Source organism: Nocardia sp. NPDC058658 (assembly GCF_042716665.1).
Taxonomy (GTDB): domain Bacteria; phylum Actinomycetota; class Actinomycetes; order Mycobacteriales; family Mycobacteriaceae; genus Nocardia.
Genome location: NZ_JBHXRR010000020.1, coordinates 18734 through 40088 on the forward strand (window position 1 = coordinate 18734; position 21355 = coordinate 40088).

At 65.2% G+C, this 21355-nt stretch carries 20 protein-coding genes; 6 read left to right on the top strand and 14 right to left on the bottom strand.

Annotated elements, in window-relative coordinates:
- Window positions 1–179 precede the first annotated feature (179 nt).
- Together ACFWUP_RS23650 and ACFWUP_RS23655 are read left to right on the top strand one after the other, a co-directional pair.
- Window positions 180–524, top strand: coding sequence for a hypothetical protein (locus ACFWUP_RS23650; RefSeq protein ID WP_379237726.1), 345 nt, complete (start codon window positions 180–182; stop codon window positions 522–524).
- 177 nt (window positions 525–701) lie between these two features.
- Complete coding sequence (locus ACFWUP_RS23655; RefSeq protein ID WP_379237728.1) at window positions 702–833, top strand: hypothetical protein; 132 nt, start codon at window positions 702–704, stop codon at window positions 831–833.
- A 201-nt stretch (window positions 834–1034) separates the two neighbouring features.
- Here ACFWUP_RS23655 and ACFWUP_RS23660 read toward each other — a convergent pair whose 3' ends face one another.
- Window positions 1035–1301 carry a DUF6083 domain-containing protein gene (locus tag ACFWUP_RS23660; RefSeq protein ID WP_379237918.1) on the bottom strand — a complete coding sequence of 89 codons (267 nt, stop codon included), beginning with the start codon at window positions 1299–1301 and terminating at the stop codon, window positions 1035–1037.
- A gap of 659 nt (window positions 1302–1960) precedes the next feature.
- Here ACFWUP_RS23660 and ACFWUP_RS23665 point away from each other — a divergent pair.
- The 4 genes from ACFWUP_RS23665 to ACFWUP_RS23680 all read left to right on the top strand — a co-directional run bounded on the left by ACFWUP_RS23665 (window position 1961) and on the right by ACFWUP_RS23680 (window position 6363).
- A complete protein-coding gene (locus ACFWUP_RS23665) occupies window positions 1961–3073 on the top strand; it encodes a hypothetical protein (protein WP_379237730.1) in 1113 nt (370 codons plus the stop codon).
- A gap of 70 nt (window positions 3074–3143) precedes the next feature.
- Window positions 3144–3710, top strand: a complete 567-nt coding sequence (locus ACFWUP_RS23670; protein WP_379237732.1) for a hypothetical protein — start codon at window positions 3144–3146, stop codon at window positions 3708–3710.
- A 35-nt stretch (window positions 3711–3745) separates the two neighbouring features.
- The gene (locus ACFWUP_RS23675; protein WP_379237734.1) at window positions 3746–4138 is read left to right on the top strand and encodes a hypothetical protein; all 393 of its coding nucleotides are present in this window, start codon (window positions 3746–3748) and stop codon (window positions 4136–4138) included.
- A gap of 782 nt (window positions 4139–4920) precedes the next feature.
- Entirely contained in the window at window positions 4921–6363 is a 1443-nt protein-coding gene (locus tag ACFWUP_RS23680) for a serine/threonine-protein kinase (protein ID WP_379237736.1), read from the top strand.
- Here ACFWUP_RS23680 and ACFWUP_RS23685 read toward each other — a convergent pair.
- From ACFWUP_RS23685 to ACFWUP_RS23745, 13 genes are all read right to left on the bottom strand, one after another.
- Window positions 6360–7202 (bottom strand): DUF4913 domain-containing protein, encoded by an 843-nt coding sequence (locus tag ACFWUP_RS23685; protein ID WP_379237738.1) that lies wholly within the window; start codon window positions 7200–7202, stop codon window positions 6360–6362. The two genes, ACFWUP_RS23680 and ACFWUP_RS23685, sit on opposite strands and share 4 nt — an antisense overlap.
- Window positions 7199–9004, bottom strand: coding sequence for a type IV secretory system conjugative DNA transfer family protein (locus ACFWUP_RS23690; protein ID WP_379237740.1), 1806 nt, complete (start codon window positions 9002–9004; stop codon window positions 7199–7201). The genes ACFWUP_RS23685 and ACFWUP_RS23690 overlap by 4 nt, the downstream gene beginning before the upstream one ends.
- Before the next feature lie 73 nt (window positions 9005–9077).
- Entirely contained in the window at window positions 9078–10310 is a 1233-nt protein-coding gene (locus ACFWUP_RS23695; RefSeq protein WP_379237742.1) for a hypothetical protein, read from the bottom strand.
- A 203-nt stretch (window positions 10311–10513) separates the two neighbouring features.
- Window positions 10514–11446 (bottom strand): hypothetical protein, encoded by a 933-nt coding sequence (locus ACFWUP_RS23700; RefSeq protein ID WP_379237744.1) that lies wholly within the window; start codon window positions 11444–11446, stop codon window positions 10514–10516.
- A complete protein-coding gene (locus ACFWUP_RS23705) occupies window positions 11446–12378 on the bottom strand; it encodes a hypothetical protein (protein WP_379237746.1) in 933 nt (310 codons plus the stop codon). The genes ACFWUP_RS23700 and ACFWUP_RS23705 overlap by 1 nt, the downstream gene beginning before the upstream one ends.
- 43 nt (window positions 12379–12421) lie before the next feature.
- Window positions 12422–13297, bottom strand: a complete 876-nt coding sequence (locus ACFWUP_RS23710; RefSeq protein ID WP_379237748.1) for a hypothetical protein — start codon at window positions 13295–13297, stop codon at window positions 12422–12424.
- Between the two features lie 27 nt (window positions 13298–13324).
- Window positions 13325–14305, bottom strand: coding sequence for a hypothetical protein (locus ACFWUP_RS23715; RefSeq protein ID WP_379237750.1), 981 nt, complete (start codon window positions 14303–14305; stop codon window positions 13325–13327).
- Window positions 14302–14850, bottom strand: a complete 549-nt coding sequence (locus tag ACFWUP_RS23720) for a hypothetical protein (RefSeq protein ID WP_379237751.1) — start codon at window positions 14848–14850, stop codon at window positions 14302–14304. Before ACFWUP_RS23720 ends, ACFWUP_RS23715 begins: the two co-directional genes overlap by 4 nt.
- Window positions 14847–15932, bottom strand: coding sequence for a C40 family peptidase (locus tag ACFWUP_RS23725; RefSeq protein WP_379237753.1), 1086 nt, complete (start codon window positions 15930–15932; stop codon window positions 14847–14849). Before ACFWUP_RS23725 ends, ACFWUP_RS23720 begins: the two co-directional genes overlap by 4 nt.
- 32 nt (window positions 15933–15964) lie before the next feature.
- Window positions 15965–17674, bottom strand: a complete 1710-nt coding sequence (locus tag ACFWUP_RS23730; RefSeq protein ID WP_379237755.1) for a hypothetical protein — start codon at window positions 17672–17674, stop codon at window positions 15965–15967.
- Window positions 17671–19146, bottom strand: a complete 1476-nt coding sequence (locus ACFWUP_RS23735) for an SCO6880 family protein (RefSeq protein ID WP_379237757.1) — start codon at window positions 19144–19146, stop codon at window positions 17671–17673. Before ACFWUP_RS23735 ends, ACFWUP_RS23730 begins: the two co-directional genes overlap by 4 nt.
- Window positions 19143–20570, bottom strand: coding sequence for a hypothetical protein (locus ACFWUP_RS23740; protein ID WP_379237759.1), 1428 nt, complete (start codon window positions 20568–20570; stop codon window positions 19143–19145). The genes ACFWUP_RS23735 and ACFWUP_RS23740 overlap by 4 nt, the downstream gene beginning before the upstream one ends.
- Complete coding sequence (locus ACFWUP_RS23745; RefSeq protein WP_379237761.1) at window positions 20567–21355, bottom strand: hypothetical protein; 789 nt, start codon at window positions 21353–21355, stop codon at window positions 20567–20569. The genes ACFWUP_RS23740 and ACFWUP_RS23745 overlap by 4 nt, the downstream gene beginning before the upstream one ends.

Genomic DNA, 21355 nt, shown 5'->3' on the forward strand with positions numbered 1-21355 from the left:
CAATGATCCGGCACTCATCAACCCGCACGACGTTGCTGGCAGCCCTAGTCGTCTGGCTATGTATGGCCTGCGGTAACCCACCAGTGGCGACGAGCCGACCGGTAACCACAACCATCCCGAATCCCGATCCAGCGACATGCGAGGAAAGCGTGGTCGTCACATCCGATGACAGTATCGAGATGGCCACCGAGTTCATGGTCAGCCCTGACCGGCTGACCATCGGTTTCCAGGTCACCAACCTCCGCGACAACGACGTCTACTTCGCGAATCGCGCGAACTCGACCATCGGCCCGGCCAACCTCGTGCCCCGAAGCGACGGCGTCGTCGAGATCAGCCGTCGCAAATACACCACGCCCCAATGCCCGGTGCTGATGTATGCCCCGCCTCCGCTACCTGCGACGCTGCGGGTGCAGCCGGGCCAGACGGTCAACGAGGAATTCGATGTGCCCGTCCCGTTCGTGGGCAATCATCCGCTGCTCGCCGACGACGACGAATTCTTGGCGCCGATGCCCCCGCGCCCCTAACGAGTAGTCTTCTGCATCGGCGTCGTACCGCCTACGGTCGATCAACCACGCCCGCATAGGGACTCAAACCTCTATGAGGCAATGGATTTCGACTTCGGCAAGCAAGTGAACATCTGCGGCCCGGCGAACATGGTGTGAACCCCAGTGCGGCGTGCGTGGCAGAGTGACCAGCTGGCGATGGTTGCAGGACTGGCTCAGATTCGTAGCGTCGACGTGCCGCACTACTCCGCCGCCAACGGCGCCAAGCACGGCAATCGGGCCGACCGCTACCGCAGTCTCGTTCTCTCTGCGCTGGGCAAGCCGTCGTGACCGTCAGCTGCTGCGGAACCGTTCTGCAAAGCCGAAGCCGTCGGCCGCGCCTTCGCACGAATACGCGATCCATCGGTCTGAGATACACGACGGACCGACTGACAACCGACGGGTGAATTTTCGGGCTTGGTGTTGGCGAGCCGGGCGGCATGTCGTCGTGCTGTGGCCCGGCAGATCTATTCGCCACCGACGTGTACGGAGTCAGAGGTTCTGTCTGACCATCCAGTCCCTGCGATTGCCACGCCATACACCGAGCAACAAAGCGCCATCTTCGGGAGCTCGTTTGGCCGGACAGACGTCGAAGTGGGTGATCCTACATTCGTCCGTCGGGTTGGCGCCGCCCAAGTTGACCGCTGTGCCGTCCCCAGCAACGCGCCAGCGTTGCCCGGTGGGATCTTCGAAGTCGCAAGCAACGGTCCGGAGAGGAACTGGTCTCTCCTCCGCTCCCGCGCCCGCCCCATAGACCATGCACGCCAATATGCTCACATCGGAGACTCCCACGATTACGTTGCGAGCCAACGGCTTTCCGCTATTCCTTCTTTATCGTGCTACCAGGCTAGATGCTGCCCGGCCGACATGATGCTCCGGGTTTCAAGCCGCCGATGCCGTACACGGTGACAGTTATGTCAACCAAAAAGATCACCTCGGCGATCACGTTCGGTCCCACTGCGGCTCACATGATCGAGTTGATCCGGATCAGCCCCGAGCAGGGCGGGTGCGAGCTCGTGACCCACATCGGCACCCAGTTGGTCCGGCTCTACAAACTCCCATCTGCCGGATCAGGATTGGCCTCCGGTCTACGACTCCGAAGGCCAGCTTCGGCCCAGCGCTTGGGTCGTCGAGTCACCGGCATCACCGACGTCCCTACTATTCGAGTAATCGATTCCGGGCGCGTGGAACCCGGCAGCCAGCCCGCTGCACGGACCGCCAGCCGGACCCACAACCGGAAAAACGACCGAAACACCGGATCCGAAGCCGCTCAGGCCAGCACGTCAGCCCCGAGAAGGATCGAGACAAGCAGGTCACCGTCTCGATTCGAAGAACACCAAGGTTCTGATAGGGTCACGATGGGGTTGGTGTCAAAACCATTGTCAGACAACCGAAACCGTGATAGCAGGAGGGGAGCGATGTCGGGGCAAATGTCGGCCAGTGTGTCGAGCATTGAGGGCTACGCGATGGACTTGGAGGAGATTGAATCCAACTTCACGTCGAATGGCACCAGGCTGTTTGCCGGACTGGTCGTACCGGCCGGAACGACTGGCCTGTTGGCCGAGATCGGCACCTCTATCACCGGCTTCGAACATGCTCTATCCGACGCACACGGCGCTGACCGTGGCGCGCTGAATACCTTGAGTACCGGCCTGAAAACCACGAGTAACAATTACCAATCCACAGATGGCGATACCGCTGCGGCAATAGCAGCACAGGGCAACATGACAGCAAATGTCATGACGGGCGTCGAGGTCGAACGATATCCCGGCCTGCAGTTGCCCACACTGCCGGACGCAACCGACAATCAGTTCACCGTCTGCGGTACTGTCACTGCCTGCATCAACGCGGTCGCTCCCTATGACGACGTGCTCAGCAAGGCCATCGGAGTGAAGCCCGCAGCCGATTACCTGACGCCGCTGACCGCAGACTGGGAAGCACTGCAGGCGGTCGGCAAACGGATCGGATCGCTCGGCATCGTCGACTACGTCACCTCGGAGAACCTCGCCGGCGGCAATAGGTGGCTCCAAAGCCGGTGGTCCGGTGATGCAGCCCAAGGTTTCGACACCAGCATAACTAGCCTGTCGCGATCGCTGGCGACCCGAAGTTTGGACCTGGAAGCTACCTCAAGGATCGTCGAGTATGGCGGCACTCTGCTTGAGCGCTTGGTTTACAACCAGGCAGCCGGGATCAGCGAAGCCCTCACCAAGCCGATAAACCTTCTCGGATTCGCGCTGCCACTCAGCGCCTGGGCGCAGATCGTCGACTGGCCGATGCACGAGTCAGTTCGCTCGCAGATTTCCGCTGCGGTCGACGAGTTGAAAACAGCAATGGAATCGCGGAAAACCGCCATCACAACGGCCGTCACCGCGATCACCCAGGCCCTTGCCTACATGGCCGGTCGGCAGGCGCCCGTATTCGATCCGACAGCCTTCGAAGTCCCGGAAAAAGTTTCATTCGAAACCGTTGCCCGCCGGTACGGGTTCAACGACGGTGTGTGGTGGGAGGACAGTCTTGCATCCGCCTCCTGACCCACAGATCCCGTCGAGCCATCCGAAATTCGGCTCCAACACCAGCGTCTGGAACAAAGCCGAATGTGCCGTGATCAGTGCCGAAGCGGCAGGAGTCCTGGCGTATTTCGACGTCAAGGGGTACTCGTTCGCCTCCGACATACTGGGCGCCTACCTAGGCAATAACCGGGAGGGATACGAGTACCGAATTAGTTCGAGGAACGTCGAACAGGTAGTTGCCTGCCAAGTGGTGAAGGACGCCACTGAAGCCAACCTCCTCTCGATCAAGGAGGAGGCGAAGAACAACAGTGCGGCAGTCGGCGTCCGGCAGGAACTGACGTCGAACTGGAAGGTCGTCAATGTCACCGACAATTCGGATGTCACCCTAGCCCTAGGTAACTTCTCCGTCGCTGTTGGCAGCGATACGACGATCCTCTCCAACGAGGGCGGCACAGTCAAAGCCGATATCTGGTATCGCGTTTACGTCTACGACCTCTACGACTGGGACAAAACGACCGAATGGTCCTGGGATCTCGAACGCACATTGAAGACCGGCCTGAACAACGACATGCGTCAGCTTGAGGAGGCTGGGTGGGCGCGGAGCTTCAAGGCCCGCGGCGAATCGGCGATGTCATTCTACTGGACGGGAATACTGTGAATCGAGTCCAGCGACAGATTGCTCTAGCTGCACTGATGCTCCTGCCCGCCGCGTGCGGAAATTCGGATACAGCGTCGACGGACGACATCGCCGAGTGTGGGCGAATCCACTTCCCCGCCAGGCATACTGTGGTGGCCGACAATCGCGAAGATATGTTCGGCGGTGATCGGATCGTGGAAATCATCGTCGATCTCGCGGCATCGGACCTGACCGATTTCAAGTCCAAATCGAGCTTGGGATCATTCGCTACGGGGGTGCCGGCCTACTCGCGAAAGCACTACTGGAAGGGCATGCCCGAGTCATCTGTGCTCCAGAACGATGCCGGGAACGAGTATTTCGAGGAATCCGACGGTAGCCGCGAGCGCGCCGTGGCAATTCACCAGCTCGATCCTGAGCACATACGAATCTTCGCCCGCGCGAACTGCTGATCTCCATCTGCGGCATACCTGTCTTGAGCTGGATATCAGTCTGAGCCGCCCCGACCGGAGCGCGACATGTTTAGCCTCGACCGGTCATGGAAATGCCATCTGAGCTGCACCAGAAATCGCGAAGGCGTGCTCTGAACTCCACGGGCGATGGCAATGGCAGGCTTCGTAGTGGACCTCATCGACCGCAGAGAACAGCGTGCGTCGCCCGACCGCTTCGAATACCACCCGAGGGCGTCGAATTCGCTGGACAGAAGATCCTGCGCGGCTGGCCGCGCCAGGGGCAGACGGTTACCGGGGTCGTTGGTCACCTGAGTCGGTGCCGTCGATGAAGAAGGACGCGTGTCTTCCGGGGGCCGGCGCTCGCGCTGTTGCTCAGCAAAATCGGCCCGCTCTAACCTGCTGCGGCGGAACTGATCGGCGAGCTCACCCATGGGCTCCTCCTCGATCTGTCGGCGATGCTCGCGTGACAGACCAGATGCCGCTGCGGTCGAGCGCGAGTTGGACTGCACATTACGACGCTCCCGTACATCGTTCAGGTGACGACGAGGTGGCGCAACGCAGCCCGTGGTTCAGCCAGTTCGGAAGCCGTTTGCACTGCTCGCAATATGCCGTGGAAGCGGTCTGCTGAGAACACGGCGAGCACTGGCAGTGACAACCCGGCTGGCCCGGTTAGCGGCGACCGGTCAGCCTGGACGCGGTCCTGGCCGTCGTATAGATTGCATTGGAGCGCAACGCCATTGCATCATGCGTTTCGCAGCGATCGCCGCGATCCAGGGGAAGCGATGAGGTTGCAGCCGGGGACGACAGTGGGTGGATACCTGCTGACCGGCATGCTCGGAGCTGGCGGATACGGTGCGGTCTACCTGGCTCAGCACCCGCGGCTGCAACGCAGCGTCGCGCTCAAGGTGCTCCACCCCGGGTACGCCGCAGACCCAGGGGTTCGCTCCGCCTTCGACCGCGAAACCGAGTTGATCGCGAGGCTGGATCACCCCAACATTGTCGCCGTCTATGACCGTAACGCCCGCGACGATGAGCACCTGTGGTTGTCGATGCGTCATGTGACGGGCGGTGACCTGGATGCGCAGATCACCGCAAACCCATCGGGCCTGGAACCCCATCGCGTGGCGCGGTTGATCGCCGGTGTCGCGCACGGTCTCGACCACGCCCATCGCAACGGGGTGCTGCATCGCGACGTCAAGCCGGCCAACATCCTCATCGAAGAGCACCCTGACGGTGAACGCGCGGTCCTCACCGATTTCGGTATCGCACGCGCGCTCGGCGCGACCGCGACTCCTACCGCGTCCGGTGTCGTCGCGACCCTGGCCTATGCCGCCCCGGAACGACTCGTCGGCCAGGCTGTTGATCACCGAGCTGACGTGTATTCATTGGGCTGCACGGCATTTCACCTGTTGACCGGGCAACATCCGTTTGACTCGACTGATCCCGCCGCCGCGATCGCCGCGCATCTTTCACAGGCCCCGCCGCGTCCTCGTGATCGACAGCCGAGCTTGCCCACGTACCTGGACATCGTGATCGCAACGGCGTTGTCCAAGGATCCCGAGCATCGCTACTCGACGTGCAGCGAACTGGCGGACAACCTAACCCGCGCAGTCACGTCCACGACTTCCGTCGCGTCGGGAGCGGTGCACCACGCTGGAACCGAATCTGAACTGCGCCAGTGCGCCAAGGCTGGCGATGTCAAAGCCATGACCGGCCTTGGTACGTGGCTCCACCAGCAGGGCGACACGGTCGAAGCCGAAGTGTGGACCCGCCGCGCCGCCGACGCTGGCGACATCACCGCGATGTACAACCTCGGGATTTCACTCCAGCGGCGTGGTGATACTGCCGAAACCGAAATCTGGTGGCGCCGGGCCGCTCAGGCAGGAGATTGCCAAGCGATGCATAACCTTGCAGTCCTGTTGAGGCAGCGCGGTGATCCCACCGAAGCCGAGTCCTGGTGGCGCCGAGCCGCCGACGTCGGCTATGCCAAGTCCATGTACAACTTGGGGGCACTGCTCGCGCGGCAAGGACACGCCAGCGAAGCCGAGCTGTGGACCCGAAGAGCCGCTCGCACCGGAGATATTGACGCGATGTACAACCTCGGCGTCATTCTTCATCAGCGTGGCGATACCTCTCAGGCCACAGACTGGTGGCGGAGGGCCGCCACGTCCGGTCACGCGGGAGCCATCCAGAATCTCGAAATTCTGGCTCAACCGCCGATTTAGACCACCGCGTCACCAGCGAGGCCACGAAAATCTGGTCCGAATCCGAGCCATTCACGCGAGGTTGTGACGCCGGGAAGTTCGAACCAATGCGCAGGGATCGCCTCCCCCACGAGCCCGAACATGTCGACGTGCTTGTCGGGTGTGCAGCGGTGCATCGGACCGTTGGCCGCGTCGAGAGCATGGCGCATCGTGGGGTCGATGTAGCGAGTGAACAAGCTGCTCATCGCCATCTTGTCGTCAGCTTTGATCGCTGCCTCGAAGCAGGCGTGCAGACCTGCGAAGCGGACGACGACGGCTTGGTGGCGCCACCACTGCCGACACCACGTGTACTGGTTCTCCCGGTTGTTGGCCGCGATACGCACCGAGATCAGCGGCAACAACCATTGCTCGACGAAGAGGCTATGGTGGCGAAACTTCCTCTCGGATATGGCCGCATCGATTTCCGGGATGCGGAACCAGCCCGCCGGGACGGGGTCGAACGGCAGCGACGGGTTGAGCTGATGCGCGACACGGGTGCATCGGTGCAGGGGTCCGTTGCTGGCGTCGAGGATCACCTGCAGGTGCGCGTCAACGTGCGACAGCATGAAGGAGCTCAGGCTGGAACCAGATTTGGAACGACGCATCGCCTCGAAAGCGGTGTGTAGGTGGGCGAATCGGACCGCCACGCTGCGGTGAGCCCACCATTTCCCACACCAGGTGTAGGTGTTCTCCCGGTTCGCTTCCGCGAGGCGGACGCTGATTGTGGGCAGCAACCAGTCCTGGGTGAAGGACACGAAGTTCGGGAACTGCGGGGGCATCGACCGGCCGCCCGCCGAGCTGGGCGCGTTGGGGGCCGTCATGGCCGGGTCCCGTCTTCGAAGGTGAAGTCGCCGAGGTGTTTCGTCAGCGCGGAAGGTCGGTCCTCGAACTGAGCAAGTGAGGCTCGGACCAGGGGTGCGAGGTCGGATTCGGTCCAGGGGATCTTGCGGACCACGACCGGGCCGTGGCCAGGAAGGCGTACGAGCGCACGGTCTTTCGGGAGCGCGGCGAGTTTCGCGGCATCGAGAATGGGTTCCGCGCGCCAGGACAGCGTTCGTTGGATCCCGCCGACAGCGTGGGTCCGGGATCGTTCAGCGACGTCGTGCTGGCCGGCCATCGCAGACCAGTGCTCCAGGTAATCGGTCGCGGCGATCGACCCTCCGTAGATCTCGATCGACTGGGCTCGCATAGTTTTCAAACCGTTGACTCCCCACAGGTCTTCGCCCTGTTCGATGACCTGCAGGATCGTCACCAAGATGATTCCCGCGCCTGCGGCGTAGGTGTAGTAGGTCGGCAGCTCGGCGATACGGGCGCAGTTCGCGGCCTCGTCCAGTACACACAGCAGCGGTACCGCCAATCGTCCGTCGACGCGAGCGCGCGCGGTCGCCAAGCCCGCTTCCAGTACTTGTCCGACCAGGGCGGCGGTGAGTGGGGTCGCGCCGTCGGGTCCTGCCTGCGAGAGCGCGAACAATGTGTCGTTCGAGGTGACGAAGTCGGTGGGTTTGAATTCGGGTAGTTCGTGGGTCTTCTCGTGCTCGACGATGTCGAGCACGGTTCCGTTGGTGTGATCGGCTGCGCCGGATTCGTGTGCCCTGATCGTTTTCCGACGGGGTGGGGTGACGAGGCTGGCGTAGCCGTCGTCGGAGAGCACGTTGAGGAATCGGCGAGCCATGTCGTAGAGCCCGTCGCGTTGGCGGGCGTAGAGGGCCTGAGCCTCCAGGATCCGAGCCGCCGGCCGGTGAAAGCCGTAGTGACGCAGGATCAACGCGGGTGTGGGGTCTTGGTCGCGGCCGAGCCATTCGGCGCAATGGTGCAGGTCGCCTCCGGCGGTGGCGGCGGCGAAAAGGTGCAGGGCGAACAGCTCTTTCGCGCCGCCGTCGAAGTAGGCGTCGGTGCGGGTGTTGGCGGCTTGGGCTGCTGATCCTGATTCCCCGGAGACGAAGAATCCAGCGAGCTTGCGTGCGGCAGCCAGGGTGGTGACCTGGGTGAAGAGGTTGACCCAGAATCCGCACTCGGGTCGTCCGGTGACGGCTTGGAGGTCTGACAGCCAAACCCTGCCGACACGTTCGCGTCCGTAGCAGGTGGCTCGGTAGAGGTCGGGCTTGTTGCTGGTCGCCAAGCACGGTCCCCACGCGGTCAAGACGGCGGGAATGGCCCATGCGACGGTTTTGCCGGTCCGCTGCCCTGCCGTGGCGGTGACGCTCATTTCGGCGGGTACATGAAGTGCGATGTCGCCGATTATGGTGCGGCCCATGAGCGGGCCGGGATTGAGCTGGACCGCGGGTGGTGCGTCCTTGAGGAGGCGTTGGTTCTCGGCGAGGTTGTCCGCGACGCGGGCCATACGGATCTTGCTGGGGCGCTGCATTGTTCGTGCCGAAGCATCGATCTCGCGATCGGCGGTGAAGCGCTGCACCGCCCATACGCTCCCGGCTCCGCCCATCGCGAGCAGCGAGACTGCGATCACCGTCGATGGCCACGGCCACGGCGAGTCCCCGGCGACGACTAACAGCAGCGCCTCGAAGGGATTCCATCGGATCGGGTAGCCGACCAACCAACTCCCCAGCGCCAACGCCAGCCACAAGAGCCCGACCATCGCGATCAGCGCGACAAGGATGGCCAGCATGCTGGCTTCTTCTCCCCACCCGCCGAGAGTTCGGCGACGTGTTTCCCTGGCAGAGAACATAGTTCGGTCCCTTCTAGATTGTGGGTTCGGTGACCGGCGCTGGCCGGATCGGTTCGATGACTCCGGTGAGTTCTGGTGCGGCCCAGGCTGTTCCGGCGGTGGCATCGCTGTCGGGAAGCGCGGCGTCTACCGCGAAGGAGATCGCCGTCGCGGTGTCAGACGGTGATGACGCCGGGTCGAGCGCATCGTGTTCGCTGCCGAGGGCGAGGACGGGTGGTGGTGCGTGGACGTGTTCGAGTTGGCCTCGCAGGTGCTCGATTTCGGCGTGGTCTGCGGCGCGGTGCTCGAGCAGCTGTGCGAGCATGCCTAGCCGGGGAACGCCGGGTTGGGCAGACCAGAAGTTGCCGTGGACGCCGGATTGGTAGGCGGCGTCGATATCGACCCTGCTCACCCCGACCGCTACCGCGTGATCGCGAGCCGACCGGCCGGCTTCCAACAGCTTTTCCAGCTGATCGATGAGATCTTGTCCGCGTTCGGGTGAGCCATCGAAAGCTTCGGCGAGGTGGACGTGTTCGGCATACAGGTCCTGCAAGCGCCGAAGCGCACCGATGTGCGACAGCGCGGTCGAGGTTTCGGCGGTGTAATCGGTGGTGACGGGCGCGAACCGCTGGTCCGGTGGGATCAACGCGAGGATTCGCTCGGTCCCGGTGTCGGCATCGCCGAGGGACTCCTCGACAGTGAGATGGTCGTCGGTGGCGTCGATGATCGCGGCCACTTCATCGGGCGTCAGCATTGTCGTCGCCTCGCCACCGAGTGCTCGTTGCGCGGCCGACAGGTGCCGAGATGGGTCGGTGTCGCGTACCAGGCTCAGATGGGTTGGCCGGAAGCGTGTTTGATCTTGATTGGAGCGGAGGTTGGGTGGTTCGGCGTGGCCGGTGAGTTCGGCCATCTGGTGCTGATCACGCACGGCGATCGGCTCTGTCGTGTTCTCGCCGACGGTGTTCCGCATGTGTGCGAAGGACCTGCGGGCTGCTTCGGGGTCGCGGAGCCAGGCATCGCGGACATCGCTGAGCGTTTGCCAGCGAACGCGCGACTCCGCGTCGACATCGGTCGTCCAGCGCCGGTGGATCTGGTGGGCACGGGCCAAGTACTCGACGACATCGGAATTGGTTCGCCCGGACGAGGCGATCTCCCGCAGCTGGTGCCACGCCGCGAATTCCGCGCGTAGCCGTGCCTCGGTGTCATCGGCGGCGTCGGTGTAGTACTGCGGCCGGGTGAATCCTGACCCGGCGTTGATCCAGGTCATCGCTGCCCGCCGACGGGGTGCGACAGTGTCGTATATGGGGTCGATGTGTTTGAACGTTGTGTGGGCATCGGCTGCTACCTCGGGTGCGAAGGCGTGGTCCACCCGCCGCGTGAGCGGGGTGGTGTGATGTCCCGGTGTGTGGTTCGGTCGCGGCGGCCAGTACCCGTGGCCATCGTGCCGACAAAGCGTGTGCTCGTGAAGGTTTAGAAGTCCGGGCTGATCCCGGCGTCGGAGGTGGACCAACCAGGCGGGTCCGTGTCGGTTTCCCACACCTGTTCAGAGGTGTCGCCGAGGGCGGCGTCGAGCGTCGCCGCTATCGCCGTGCTCTCCGATGCCAGGTCCGGCGACACGCCAGGATTTAGTTGGCTCCGACCGTTCTGCGATCGCAAAGCCGTTGCGGCGTCAGCGATCATCTGCTGTGGTGACGGCGGCACGGCTGGGCCGTCCAGCAGCAGATGTGCCGTGTGGGTGTCGGTTTGCAGGTAGGGATGCAGGCGTTGGGCAGGGGTGGCGTAGGCGTACCACTGCTCTGCGAGTTGCTGGTCAGTCATCGCGCAGATCGTGACCGCTTGTACGCGGCGCAGTCCGTCGATGCTGGAACCCCACAGGTGCTGGCCTTCGCTGTGGGTGATTTGCGCGGCCGCCGCGAAGGCCGCGACTTGGGTCCAGCGGGCTGTCATCTGCTCGACGAAGCAGCGTTCAGTATCAGGGTCCTCCCCGAACATCCAGTGCCCAGTCCTGATTCGGTCGTCGCGTGCGACGTGCAAGCCCGCCATACACTCGAGGTGCCACAGCTCGACTTCGAGCATGTCGACGTAGAACTCCTGGTACCCGGCCGCGTGGTCGGGGTGTTGGCGGGTGCCGTATCGGTGGGGTCCGCGGGCGCCGAGAACGCGCGCGTCCTCGGCCCAGCCGGGGTCGACACCGTCGACGATGGCGTCGCGTTGAGTCGCGTCGAGGTCTGTTTCGAGTTGGTGCAGCCGTTGCCGCCATAGCTGCTCAGGAGGGTCGGTACTGCCGCTGCCGTCGAAGAGGGCGGGACCCGCGTCATGGATTCGTTGGTGTTCGCCCGCGAGGTATTGGATTCGGCGAAGCCATTGCCCCCAGCGGGCTGCCTCAGACAGGTTGTCGGTCATCACCACACCTCCTGTCCCTGGCCGGTTTGCGCCGAAAGGTCAGGGGGCGGGTGGGGGTCGGGGTCAGGGTCCCACTCGGATTGGGCACTGGTGGTGGTCGCGTCCACCGCCGAACCGATGGACTGCTCGAAGCGCGCGCCGCGCCCGTCTGCGACGCTGACCTCGTTGAGCGCGGTCTCGGCGCTGTCAGCAAGCTCAATCGGGGTGGGCGGTCCGACAACCAGCCCGGTCACCGACAACGTCGCGAGCTCCTGTTCGGCTTTGATCTCGACTCCTTTCCACGCGAAGAGCTGAAATCGGCGTCGCAGCTCGGTATCTGCCGTTGATGCCCCTACCAGCCGGGCAAGCCCACGCCAGGACTCGGCGTCGCGCGCCCACAGCTGGCCACGGTCAACGTCGTCGAGTTCGGCGTGCGCCGCGGTGAGGGTGGCCCGGCGCCACACCGCGGACATGCTGTCATGCAGTTGGCGTAGCGCTGGTTCGTCGGCGCGGTATCGGCCGGTGTGTTCGCGATGGAGGTATTCCGCGCGGACGAGGGCCATGTGTTCGAGCTGCCACACATCGTCGACGATCTGGCTCACCAGCATCATCCGGACCGCGCTTTCGGTCTCCGGGACAATCGGCAACCGGGCCGTCGCCTCGTCATCGCCCCACCGCAGGCCTCGTCCACCCGCGGCCCGCACCTGCCCGACCATCTCGTCGGGGATCTCGACCGCGGCGGCATGGAGTTCGTAGTCGGCAAGTTCGGCTTCTTGTGCTCGGACCCCGGTCTGCCACCTGAAAAGCTCGGTCTCGCCCACTCCGATGTTTCGCGACCAACTGGGCGGATTCTGCATCAACCGCCAGTGGTAGTAGCTCGCGGACTGGACGCGTTCGAGCAGGCGCAGCTGCCATGACGGCAGCTGATCGGCGGCTGAGAGCGGGTTACTCATCGAGAATCTCCTAGTCGAAAGCGTTCGGATGCCGGGAGAGCAGTCATGGATCTCGCCCTGCCTCAGTCGATTTCGGCGCGAGCCCGGGACCTGGGTCGCGGTGCGGTTCCGGTTCCGAGTCGTCGCGAGAGTCGTTGCCAACGGCGTCGATCGCGGCGTCGATTCGCTCGCCGGTCGTCTTCAGAGCCGTTTGGCGTGTCATTTCGCTGACCGCGTGGGTGGCGAGTTTGACCATCTGATCGGGCGAGGCCGGCATCTGGGCGGCGATGTCGTCGGGCCCGATTCCCGCGGCCTGCAAAACGACAACCGGCACAGCGGCCGCGGAGAAGTCGGTTCGGGTGATCTCGTTCAGTCGCCGTGTCAACGCCGCGGTGTCCAGCGCGGTGAATTTCTCTGCGACCACCGCCTGCCACGCGGTCGCACCGCGTGTCCATACGGCGCTCCGCTCTACGGCGGTGAGCTCGAGGGCGTGGGCGATCGCTCCCGTGCGTTGCCAGCGCACACCGATGACGCGCCGGAAGTCGCCGAACGCGGTTCGCCCGAGATGGCCGCGCGCGGCGGACGTCGCGCCGATTCCTGCGGCGTCCTGGAGGTCGTGGACGAGTGCCTGATAGCCGGCCAGAAGTGTGCCACGGGCGATGAATTCGGTGCTCAGCATGGGCTGGCCAGGTTCGAAGCCGCTTCCTCGCTCCCCCGCGACGCGGTGATAGTCGACGATCGATCTCGGAATTCCGACGGCGATGGAGACATCTTCGAGGTGTTCGCGTGCCCGAATGCTCACTTCGATATGGGCCTGGGTGACTGCGGGGAGGCGGTCATTGCCATCGGCATGGGAACGGTTGATCAGCCGCCGGTTATCGGCGGACAAGTTCTGCACCGCTTTGAGCAGCTGGGTCTGCAGTGGTGTGGGCGTGAACATCTCACCAGCTCCGCCCGTACGGCCCGCTCACGGGTCGACCCCTAGATCCGACGAGACTCCCGGCCCGGATGGCGAATTCGGTGTCGGATCGACTCCGTCAGGGTTCAGAGGATCGAACTCGCTCGTGCCGGTTGCCGCGACGGCGTCATCTAGCACGTGCCCGGCAGGACCAAGCTGATCGAAATGCCCGGCGTGCATCGGAGGGTCGAACGGTGCTCGGTGGTGCGACTCGGTAGTGAGGGCCTCTACGATTCCGCCAAGTGAGTCTGGCGAAGTCGGCATGCCGTCAGATACGACCGGGCCAGGCACCTCGCCGACCATCGAGTGCGCGGTGGTACCGGTGTCGGCGGCGAACCGCTCCCGATAAGCGTCTGCGGTCGCGGCGTGCTCGGTCGAGAGGCCCGACGTGGCATCCGCTGCGGCGAACCGTGCCGCTGACGACATCGTGCGTGCGGCATCGCTGTCGTCGTCGAGGTGCAAGGATTCGCTGAATCCCGCAGCGCGACGGCGGATCTCGATCAGAAGCTTCTTGTACTCGACGTCGAGCTTGTGCAACTCCACGCTGCGGGCCTCACGCTGGCGGTAGCCGGTGACGCGATAGTCGTGTGCTTCTGCGTTGTCTCGGCGGTCCAGTCGTCCGGCCTGCTCGCGCCGGTCGAAGTCCTTGTCGGCTCGTTCGCGTTGAAGCTGCTTGTTGTCCAGCTCGACATCGGTCACCTTGCTCGCGTTACTCATGCGAGCGCGGATCTCCTCGATTCGCACGGCGTTGAGGTCGGAGCTCTGCTCGACCTCCGCGTGGGTTTTGGCGACGCGGAGTCGATGCTCGACCCAGGAACGGTGGTCCTTGTCCTGGGCCAACTGCATGCGTTGGTCGGATTCGGCTTGCGAGCGGGATTCACCGCCTCGTCCGTTCATCAACGCGTGCGTCATGTGCGCGGTTTGGAGTGCTTGGACGAAGCCCTGCCGCATCGCTTGGCCGCTTTCCTCGACCGGGTCGGCACCACTCATGACGGCATCCTCAGATCGGTGATCAGCCAAGCGCTTTCGGCGCTGACACGGACCGCGCGTGAGTACACCGCGAAGACAATCGGGGTCATGTTCGCCGGTGCCAGCCGCACCGACAGCACGCGCGCGGTTGTCGTGGCTGTGTCCGGTGGGTGGTCGTCGCCGGTGATCGCGACTTCCGAACGCATCGTGACTCCGCGCTTCACCCAGGAGTTCCAGTCGACGATGGTGACCGGTGACAGCACCCACACCGACGCAGCGGCTTTCGCTTGGAAGGGCGCGCTCATCAGCGGGCGGACCCGGTCGAAGGTTGTCGGCGGGTCGACGCCGGTCGCTGGGTCGTAGGCGAACAGCCCTGCCACCGCGGCGAGCAGAACCTCAGGACCCGAACACGGCGGAACCCGGTCGAAGGGCGTCGGGAATTGGTGGGCCCGACAAGCCGGTTCGGTCACGACCGGGACGCCGACGCCGCACCCGGCCAGGACTGTGGTCGCGACAGCCACCACCGTCAGCAGACGTCGAGCGGAGTTCACTCCGATGCCTGTCATAGCCGTGCTCCCTGCGACGGGTCCGAAACAGCGCTGACCTCGAACCGTCTGACCGACATGGTTTCCCCGTCCCACCCACTCAGAAAGCTCACTTTGACGGTGTCGCCGGTCTGCGGGGCGTGGAGTAACTGATCGCGGCCTTGCTCGTCACGGCCGTAGAACACGCCGACGTGGTGGGAGTCTCGGTCGTCGGCGGCGGTGAAATAGATCAGGTCTCCGGGGGCACGATCGGCGAAGGCGACCGGGATGGCGTGGGGATCGTCTTGTTGGGCTTGGGTGTAATGCGGTAGGCGGATCGCGCCACCGGATGCCTGGTAGATCGCGTACAGGGTGAGTCCGGAACAGTCGAACCCGCCGCCGGTGGGGCCGTTGACGTCGCCGCCACCCCAGACGTAGTCGGTGCCGATCCACCGTTCGGCGGCCGCGATCACCGCCTGCCCGAACCCGCTGGCATCCGCCGCGGTGAGCGGCTGCCCCGAGCCGGTGCTACCGCACCCGGCCGTTCCGGTACCAGACCCGGGTTCGGTTGTTTCGAACTCGTGGAAAAGTCGCAGGGCGAGGTCGAGTTGGGCGGCGTAGGCGTTGGGTTCGGATCGTTCGATCGCTTGCGCCAACTCCGCTGGCGCCATCGACTCGAAACCGTCGATGGTCTCGGCTCGGTCGTAGAACCAGTTGATCTGGTAGATCGGGTCCATCAAGGTCGCGACCCCGACCTCGCCGTGCATACTGACCCGGATCTGATGGGGCCCAACACTGTCGTAGTTGGTCCCGACACCGTCGTTGGCGTAGCCCAGGCTCGCGGGGACGGCGGAGTTGGCGAGGTTGCGGAAGCTGGACTCGGTGGCCTGGGCGGCGAGCTCGGCGACGATCACCGACTGCGGCATCCCCCGCTGCATGCCGATGACCACACCATCGCGGGCCAACCTCAGCTGTGATTGCGACAGCCCCGCCACGGTCGTTCCGATGTCGCCAGTGACGCCTGTGCTGTACCCGGCAGCGCATGTTCGAGCGGGGGTGTCGATGGCTACGACGACCAACAGCACGAGCAGCAAGACCCCGATGGGGGCGCCGAACGCGAACATCGCTATACGAGGTGCGGCCGAATCCATCATGGTCACCGTCCAGCCGGATCAGGGTCGAAGGTGAACCGGCGGTTGGTGTTGTGGATGTCGGAAACCCGCTCACTCCACGTGAATTCCATCCTGAACGGAATTCCGGGTTCGGCGGCTTCGCCGGTCTTGAGCAGGAAACATCCTGTTCCGGGCGGTGTTTCGCGTCCGGTACCGTCGAGGTCGTCGTCGGTGGGTGGGCGGGGCGCGGCCCAGGAGGTGACGAGTAGTTTCTCGGTGTCGGTCATGCCCGCGACCGCGGCGATCCGGTGGGCTTCCTCCGGGCCGACAGGTCCGATGATTTTCGCGCGGGCCCGTTCGAAGAAGCCCAACGCCTTGGCTTGTGCGGCGGCGGAATCGAACGCGGCGAGGTCTTTGATGGTGTGCGAGCACATGATCAGCCCGGTGCCCAGGCCACGGTTGAGGCGGGTGAGGGCGTCGACGCGGTCGACCATGAACTCCCCCACCCCGAGCACCCGCCAGATCTCGTCCATGACGACCTCGAAGGTTCGCTTGGGTGCGAGACCGGCATCGGCGAGGGCGTGCGCGGCGGCGACAGCGCCGAAGCCGTCGCTCCAGCACACCATCAGCACCGCGGCCAGGAGTTTGGTGTCGCCTTCGGGGATGCGGGAGATATCGACGCAGATCGCGGGAGTGGCCAGGTCGAGGCGAGTGGTGGTGTGGCCGTTGAAGATCGCCCCGAACGGTCCTTCCACCAAGGCGCGCAGAGACCGTCGCAGGGGTTTGGTCGAGGTGCGGTAGGCGGTGGTGTCGTCTTCCTCGGCGAACTCACGCAATCGGTCCGAGCCGTCGGAGATCACCGCCAGCAGATCCCGTAGCAGCGGCGGATCGGCGTAGGTGAATGGTGTTGTCGAACCGTAGAGTTCGCGCAGACCTGCGGCGAGGAGGACTTCTTCGTAGTCGGCGACCCGATCACCACGCACCAGCTCGATCAAACCGGCCACGATGTTGACCTGGCCCGCTTCGACCCGTGCGGCGACCTGGCGTCGCTGATCAGGGTCGGTCAACTGATCGATGACACCGCCGAGGGCGCCGACGTCGAGGGGGTTGATGGTGCCGTGCCCGTACCCGATCTCCACGATTTGTCCGCCGAGCTGTTCGACGAGCTCGCGGTAGTCGGGTTTGGTGTCGCCCATACACAGCACGGTTTCGCCGGCCGCGACCGCACCGGTCACCAGTCGTCGGATCAGGGAGGATTTGCCGAACCCGTTGAGCGCCAGGACGAAGGCGATGGGGGCGGTGATGAATCCGCGCAGGAACCAGCTCATCGGGTCGAAATGCACTGGGGCGCCGGTGATGTAGTGCGCCCCGACCGGCACCCCCACCGTCGGGGCGGTCGCCCCGACGCAGAACGGCCATAGCCCCGCGACCTGGACCGTGGTCGCACGCCACTCCGGCGTCCGCGCGACCACCGCGGCCCGACCCCCACCGATCCCGCCATATCCACGATCGGTGAGAACCGTTGTGTCCAAGCCGAATCCGTCGCTGTCGCGACTCTCGGTCCGTCCCGAGATAGTTGTGTGGCGGGCATCGTCGCGGGTGAGCAGGGCGCGCGCGTACCAACCCCTGATCCCCGACAAGCGCGTTCTCGCCTCGACAGCGACGCGCTGCTGCGTCGTGAGCACCCGAATTCCATTGATGACCACGGTCTTTGGTGCGCGAGCACCGGGGCGCTGCGGGTGCGAGGTGTTCATGCCGACACGCCCTTTGAAATCGAAGTGTGCTCCGGCAAAACCAGGCCGATGCCCAGGGACGCGGCGAACGCGGCGGCTTGGTAGCCGTAGCAGCGGCGCACCGACAACCTGCTCGCCGCCGCCATTCCTTTCACCGAGGCCTCGATGCCGGGCAGGTCGCCGTCGAGGTGGTCGGTGACGGTGACCAGCACACCGAATCTCGTCAGCCCGGCCCCGCGTGCTTGTTCCTCACGGGCGGCCGAGGTGTTGGCGACGCGGATTCGGGCCGATGCTGAGGCGATGCCGCGTTCGGTTTGTTCGGCGGCGATCGCGTCGCGGAAGTCGGAGTCCACCAGCGAGGTGGCGTCCGCGGCGCTGTGGAGTCGGTAGACGATCGCGACCCGTTTACGCGGGACATCGGGGCGTGGGCGTAGCAGCTCTTCCAGGACGGTTTCCATGACCGCGCCGCGGGGTGCGCCGTCCATTTCCCAGGTGATCGAGCGGGCGGCGTCGTGAACATAGTGGTCCCAGCGGTCAGCGTGGGCGATCGGGCCGACCGAATCCCAGGACTGAGACTCGGTGATCGCGCGACCGGCGGTCTCGACGTCGCGTTGCGAGGCGAGGTCGTAGCGGCTGCGGACCAGCGCCAGCACTTCCCAGGCCTGCATGGGGGTGGCGGGCAGGCCGGCGTGGGCGAGTTGGGACAGCACTGATTGCAGGCGTTGGCCGATTTCGCGGGCCTGTTCGGGTTGGTCGCGGCGGATGCGGCCCTTCCCGATCGCCCGGAACGTGATCGCGATCCGCGCGTCGATGCGAACACCGACTCCGCCGCTGTCAGCAGCGGCTTCGCCCATCACCTGCTTCGCGAACGCGGGTGCGGTGTCGCGGACCAGGCGCGCGACCTCGAGGGTGTGTTTGAGCCGGGTTTCGACCGTGTTCTCCAGGACTGCGGTGATCGCGACGACTTCCCCGCCTCTGGATTGGGCGGCGAGGAATTGGCCGTAGCCCTCGACCCAGGTGTCGATCTGGTGTTGGTCGACGAGTTCTTTGCCGCGCGCGAGGACCCGCAGCACCACCGTGTAGTGGTCGGTGCGACGGATGTGGAGCATCGCGAATCGTTTGCCGCCTGCCGTCTCGTACTCGGTGAGTCGTGAATCAGCCAGCAGCCCAGGCAGTTTCGCCAGCCCTGGCATGCGGGAGAATCTCCCGGATCGGTAGGTCAGTTCTCCGCGTGCGCGCGCCATCGCGAACTGGGTGCGCAGCAGCAGCAACTCCCACCCGGTGCGGCCGTCGCGGGTGATCGCCAACGGCACGAAGATCACCGCCGCCCCGGCCAGCAGCGTCGCGCTGATCTGGATGGACTGGATGAGCATGAAACTGGCCATCACGGCCACGATCAGCCCCAACCCCAGCAGCGAGACGCCCCACGTCAATCCGAAGAAGCCGGCCGAGCGTGGCCGTTCCCACCGCCCGTAGACCCGTGGCGCGTTCATCGTCGAACCTCCCCCGGACCCAACGCCTGCGGGTCGGGCCCGCCCTCGGCTGCTTGCCGTGCGGTCGAACCGGCCGTCCGCACCGCGGCGGCACCAGCGGCGACAGCTCCGGCGACAACAACTCCGACCGGACCCGCGACCGCCCCACCCGCACCAGCGGCCGCGGCGGCTGACCCACCGCCAGCACCTGCCCCAGCCGCTCCGCCAGCCGCGGCGCCGCCACCGGCCGCGCTGCCGCTCGCCGACGCTGCCCCAGCATTCGGTGCGCTACCGGTCCCCGTGGTTGATCCCGCACTCCCACCCGATCCCGTGGGAGTCGGTGTCATCGCCCGCGATCCACCTCCGCCACCCGGTGGGGGTGGATCGCCACCGCCCGGCGGTGGCCCACTGTTGGGTGGTGTCCCACCGCCGCCTCCGGTCTCGGTCATCGTGCGTGCTTGGCGTCGATTCCCGGCTGCGGACATCGCGATCCCGGCCCCTGCTCCAGCGAGTACGGCCCCGCCTCCGCCGCCACCACCGAGAGTGGCGACGGCAGGTGCGACGAGCCGGATCAAGGCAGGGAGCACGAGGACGGTCATCACCATCAAGATCAACCCGAGCAGGAAGGTTTGGGTGTCGGACTGATCCGCGCGCCCGGCGACGGTGAACGCGATCGCGTACACCAACGCGCCCACGGGTTTCCACAGCACGAACGCCAACGCCCAGGACAACAGCTTCTTGTAGGACTGCCCACCCGCCGGGGTGCCCGACGCGGCGGCCGCGATCGGCAGGACCGCCACGACCAGGATCAGCAAGGCTTGGCGCACGACCAACATCACCAGTTGCACCAAACTGCTGATCAACCCCAGCAACCCGATGATCAACAGCACGCCACCGCCGAGCCCGCTCCGCGTGGAGGCGTCGAACTGGGTGAGCCGGTCCACCACCGCGACCAGATCCCCTTCGGCGGCGTCGTTGAGGACCCAGTCGGAGAACGTGTCACCGGCGTTGGTGGCGACCGCGATCGCCGCGCCCAGCAACGTCGAGGCCATGATCGCGCGCGCCAACATCAGAAACGTCTCCTGCGCTTCCCCCGCGGCGGCACGGTGTTTGGCCAGGGCGAGGCGGGCGGCGGAGAACAAGATCCCCGCGGTCAGGAACAGCACTTGCAGGCCGCTGGTGTAGTCACGAATCGCCGCCAGCGCGCTACCGCTGCCGCCGGTGGTCGACATCAATTCCGGGGATGGGGTGGATGTCCACCAGAAAATGACCAGTTGCAGCAGGAACACGAACCCGGAAACAACCAGGTCGATCAAGCCCTCGATGGCGGTGTCCGCGACGGCGGAGGTGGCCGATTCGGCGGCGACCGAACAGACTGTGCCGCTGAGCAGCGGCAGGTTGCACAGCAGCAACGGGACGAGTTGGGTGTGGAGGTCGGTGTTCATGAGCGTGGTTTCCAGTTCCCGAACCCCGCCGATGTCGGGACGCGGGTGGTGGTGGGGCGCCACAGGGATTCGAGGTCGTCGGGTACGCGCAGCCGCCAGTCGCCGTCGACCCACACCATCGGCCACGTCGATACCGCGTACCCGCTACTGGCTCGGGTGGCGACCTCGACGACCGCCATGTCCGGGGCGAACCCGGGTTGTACCCGAACTCCGTCGGGGACAGCGACGTAGCGGGCCGCGTCCGGAGTGATGGTGCGTGAGCGCGCGAACCGGTCGATGAGAGGTTGACCGCCGCCGTAGAACCGGTCGGCGACCACGCGTTTCCACGTCGGGTCCGGTGCGGCCAGAGCGCGGCCGAGCGCGTCGAGACCAGCCAGGATCGCGCCTTGCGGGGTTCGCGCGTATCCCGACGCGACACCGTCGACGATGCGGGCAGGCCCGTCGCTACTCGACACCGGGACTCCGGCGCCGTCCCAGATCCGTTGCCACACAAGCCCTGTCGGCGCTGCGGTGAGGTAGTCGGCGTGGGTCGGGTCGACCGGCAACCCGGTTTGGGGCAACGGCACACCGGAATCGGTGGCGGGTACTTCCAGGCGGTTGCCGAACAGATCGACCGTGGGTGGCCGCGACGTCGACGCGGCGACCGTCGTCGCGGGTGCACCCACGCCCGGAGGTACCTGTGGGCGCGGGTCGGGGTTGTGGCCGGTGGCGGTCACGACGAACACCGCGATCACGATGGCGGTGACAGTGATGAGCAGGGCGGCGAGTAATCGATAGGCGCGCAC